The organism is Streptomyces sp. NPDC059456 (assembly GCF_042750055.1).
In the GTDB taxonomy this organism is placed as follows: domain Bacteria; phylum Actinomycetota; class Actinomycetes; order Streptomycetales; family Streptomycetaceae; genus Streptomyces.
The window spans coordinates 1-3,371 of sequence record NZ_JBHYVA010000343.1 but is presented as its reverse complement, the minus strand read 5'-3'; the positions used below and the strand labels follow the sequence as shown (position 1 = coordinate 3,371).

General features: G+C 70.5%; 5 protein-coding genes. All 5 read left to right on the top strand.

The window, feature by feature from the left end; translation table 11 throughout:
- A partial coding sequence (locus ACFXA3_RS25980) for a hypothetical protein (protein ID WP_385190671.1) occupies positions 1 to 224 on the top strand: 224 nt, incomplete at its 5' end.
- Positions 225 to 346: 122 nt separating this feature from the next.
- Positions 347 to 658: a beta/gamma crystallin domain-containing protein gene (locus ACFXA3_RS25975; protein ID WP_385190669.1), complete on the top strand. Its 312-nt coding sequence runs from the start codon at positions 347 to 349 to the stop codon at positions 656 to 658.
- A 248-nt stretch (positions 659 to 906) separates the two neighbouring features.
- Positions 907 to 2,091, top strand: coding sequence for a ThiF family adenylyltransferase (locus ACFXA3_RS25970; RefSeq protein ID WP_385190667.1), 1,185 nt, complete (start codon positions 907 to 909; stop codon positions 2,089 to 2,091).
- Positions 2,088 to 2,708, top strand: coding sequence for a GNAT family N-acetyltransferase (locus tag ACFXA3_RS25965; RefSeq protein ID WP_385190666.1), 621 nt, complete (start codon positions 2,088 to 2,090; stop codon positions 2,706 to 2,708). Before ACFXA3_RS25970 ends, ACFXA3_RS25965 begins: the two co-directional genes overlap by 4 nt.
- 78 nt (positions 2,709 to 2,786) lie before the next feature.
- Positions 2,787 to 3,371 (top strand): FUSC family protein (locus tag ACFXA3_RS25960; RefSeq protein ID WP_385190665.1); only part of this gene is annotated, 585 nt, incomplete at its 3' end.

Below are 3,371 nucleotides of genomic sequence, written 5' to 3'. Positions count from 1 at the left end.
ACCCCCCCCTAGCGCTTGTGTGGGTGGGGTCTTGTTTTTTTTTAAATAGACAGTTTTTCTCAAAAATGCTCGATTATATCCAATATACAAAAAAACGTTTCAACTGCCTTGCGGAGGTTCAAATCGGGACATCGTGGCGCGGCTTTCGGCCGTGCGGCGCCGAATTGATTGCAGAGGGCACCGACCGCGCGGGAATCTTGATGTGCAACCGCGAACGCCGTTGAACGGCGTGTCGCGGTGCGGGCGGCCGACGTGCCCATGGGTGCGCAGACCGCCCTTCCTGCTCGATTCCCGTGAAGGAGAGATCGTGCTCTTGAAGTCGACGAGGATCGTCCGATCGGCTGCTGTGGCATTCGTTGCGGCGGCATCGCTCACCCTGACCCTCCCCGGCAACGCCTTCGCCATCGATCACGTCGAGTGCCGCGGCGGCGAGAACTTCCTGAAGATCTGGTCCCACAGCGACGGTCGCGAGAGCGTGGACTGCTACGCCAACAAGGGGCGGATCGGGTTCGGCGGCTGGTGGGTCGACAAGATCTCCACCGGAAACAACGACTTGATCTTCTATGACGCCAACGGCGACTCCGTGCGCATCAACCGCTGGACCGAGATCACGTATCCGAACCGTCCGCCGAAGGTCAACTCGATCGAGATCCTCTGACCTTCCGACGTCCTGACGTCCTGACGTTCCGACATCCTGACGTTCCGACATCCTGACGTTCGCCCCCGCAGGGGCCGGGCCCCCGGGCGCGGCCCCCGTGAGGGGTGAACGTTCGGCCATGGCGGGTCGCAGTGGCGCGCGGCGCGCAATCCGGCGCACGGGGGCGCAAGGCGTCGAAGATCAATTCGAGTGTGCGCCTGGCGGTGACGGTCGCAAATCCAAGATCGTCGGCTTGCTAGCTTCGGCCCGTGAACCCAACTCCCCCCGCTCCCGCCGTCAGGCCGGAGGAGCTCGACCCGTCCTGTGCCGGAACGGTCAGCGAATCGTTTCGGCCGGTGGTCCTGGACCCGGACCGCGACGAAGACGCGGCGGCTCTGGACGCCCTGCTGACGTCACCCGGCCTCCGCGAGGTCCACGACCGCATCGACGAGCAGCTCGCAGAGCTCGTGCACTGCCTGCATCCTGGTGAATCGTTTACCCCGGACGCTCTCGCCGCAGCCGTCCTCGCGGCCCGCGAGGGCAAGTCGTCCCGGGCGTACGGCAGCTGGGTGTGGTACCCGTGGTCGGGCCGGCTGGTCCACGTCCTGCCCGAGGAGGAGTTCCGGCTGGTCCGTACGGACCGGAACCGCGACAAGATCACCAGGGTGGAGCAGCGGTGCCTCCTGGGCCGCACCATCGGCGTCATCGGCCTCTCGGTCGGCAGCAGCGCGGCCCTGACCTGCGCCATGGAAGGGGTCGGTGGGCGTTTCCGGCTCGCCGACTTCGACCGGATGAGCCTGTCGAACCTCAACCGCCTGCGCGCCGGCGTGCACGAACTCGGCGTGGAGAAGACCGTGTTGTGCGCACGCCGGATGTACGAGCTCGACCCGTACCTCGACGTCGAGGTGCACCGGCGCGGCCTGGACGAGGAGTCCGTCGGGGAGTTCTTCGGCCCCGTCGGCGCACCGGGCGGCCTGGACCTGCTGATCGAGGAGTGCGACACCCCCTGGGCCAAGGTTGCCGCCCGCGAGCACGCGCGCGCCCGCCGGATCCCCGTCCTGATGGACGCCAACGACCGCGGACTGCTGGACGTCGAACGGTTCGACCTGGAGCCCGGCCGGCCCCTCTTCCACGGCAGGATCGGCGACACCACCTCCGCGGAGGTCCGCGGCCTCGACCGGGCCGGGCTCGTCCGGTTCCTGCTGGAGATCGTCGACGAGACCCGGATCAGCCCGGCCATGGCCGAGGCCCTGCCCCGCATCGGCCGCACCCTGTCCAGCTGGCCGCAGCTCGCCAGCGGGGTGATGCTCGGCGGAGCGCTCGTCGCCGACACCGCGCGCCGCCTGCTCCTGGGGCAGCCGGTACCGTCCGGCCGCACCTACGTGGACTTGGAGGAGCTGGTGCCGGCCGCTGCCGGTCCCGCCGAGGTGCATGCCGCCGGAGCCGTCCGGTGAACCACGTCCCCGAACTCCTCGGCGAGCGCGTGCGGCTGCGCGAGCTGCGGGTCACCGATCACCGGACCTTCGAGCGCATCCACACCCACCCGCTGCTCACCCGCTACCTCGGGGTCGACCGGATGGACCCGTGCCAGGCGCACGAGACCTTCGTGCGCACCCTCGCCCAGCCGCACGCGCACCCCCGGCGCAGGTACACGCTGGCCGTCGCCACCCCGGACGACGACACGATGCTGGGCACCATCGGCCTGCTGGTGGAGGACTACGGCAGCAATGCCATGATCACCGGACTGGTGCTGCTCCCGGACTCCCCGCTGCGCGGTCAGGGCCACGAGGCCGGACGGCTGCTGATGGCCTACGGGTTCGGCCCGCTGGGCCTGCACCGGATCTGGGCCGGACACCGGGCCGACCACCCCCGGATGGCCGAGGTCATGCAGGCTGCCGGCCTCCGTCCGGAAGCGACGCTGCGGCAGCTGTTCCGCACCCAGGGCAGCTGGCACGACGTCACCACGTACGCCGCGCTCGCCCCGGAGTGGACGCGGCGTGCGGGTGTCCACGAGCGGGCGATCCTGGCCGCCGCCGTCGGTGACGGGGCCGGCGTCCTCCAGCCGGTCTGACCCCCTGGGGGGCGCGGCGCCACGACGCCGGGCGCCCAGGCGGGTCTGCCGCCGGTGGCGGACCCCCAGGAGCCTACGATGTCCGGCATGTCCGGTCTGGTCGCCGTCCCGTACGTGCCTCCCCCCGTGGGGCGGCTGCGGTCGGCCGCGCGCCTGGCCCTGTGCGCGGCGGTGTCCTGGTACCTGTGCCTGTGGTTGGGCACGACCACGACGCCCGTGGCGGCCGCGCTCCCGGCGGTGCTGATCCTGCGCGAGGACGTGTACGCCTGGCCGCGGCTCGGTTGGGAGCGCCTCGCGGGGGTGGTGGCGGGCGTCGTGCTGAGCACGGTCTTGCTGCACTGGGTGCCGGACTCGTCGTGGTCGTTCCCGCTCGTCCTGCTCTGCGGTTGCGCCGGCATGTACCTGATGGGGCGGCCCGGCACCCCCAACCAGCAGGTGCTGATCAGCGCGCTCATGGTGTACGCCACCGCGGTTCCGGGATACCCGCTGGCACGGCTGGAGGAGAGCCTCGTCGGCGTCGCCGTGGTCGTCCTGCTCGGGCCGTTCCTGTGGCCCCCCGACCCGTACCGGTTCGCCGCGGCGGGGATGGACGCCTACCGGACCGGGGTCCGGGAGCAGCTCGCCGGGATCACCGGCGGGCTGGAGCGGGGCGTGGCGGTCTGC